The sequence below is a fragment of the Pseudomonas sp. M47T1 genome (assembly GCF_000263855.1).
In the GTDB taxonomy this organism is placed as follows: domain Bacteria; phylum Pseudomonadota; class Gammaproteobacteria; order Pseudomonadales; family Pseudomonadaceae; genus Aquipseudomonas.
The window spans coordinates 1-253 of the sequence record NZ_AJWX01000084.1 but is presented as its reverse complement, the minus strand read 5'-3'; the positions used below and the strand labels follow the sequence as shown (position 1 = coordinate 253).

Genomic DNA, 253 nt, shown 5'->3' with positions numbered 1-253 from the left:
TCGGTAACAGCTCTTAACTGGGTCTGTAGCTCAGTTGGTTAGAGCGCACCCCTGATAAGGGTGAGGTCGGCAGTTCGAATCTGCCCAGACCCACCAGTTTCTTGTTGGGGCCATAGCTCAGCTGGGAGAGCGCCTGCCTTGCACGCAGGAGGTCAGCGGTTCGATCCCGCTTGGCTCCACCACCCCTTGTTACCCTGTCAAAGCTTAGAAATGAATATTCGCATCGAATATTGATTTCTGAACTTTATCAGAA

2 tRNA genes are annotated in these 253 nt (G+C 52.2%); both read left to right on the top strand.

The features are described 5' to 3' along the window. The first annotated feature begins 19 nt into the window (after positions 1-19). Positions 20-96, top strand: a tRNA-Ile gene (locus tag PMM47T1_RS28560). 10 nt (positions 97-106) lie between these two features. Beyond that, positions 107-182 (top strand) — tRNA-Ala (locus PMM47T1_RS28555). Positions 183-253: the final 71 nt, after the last annotated feature.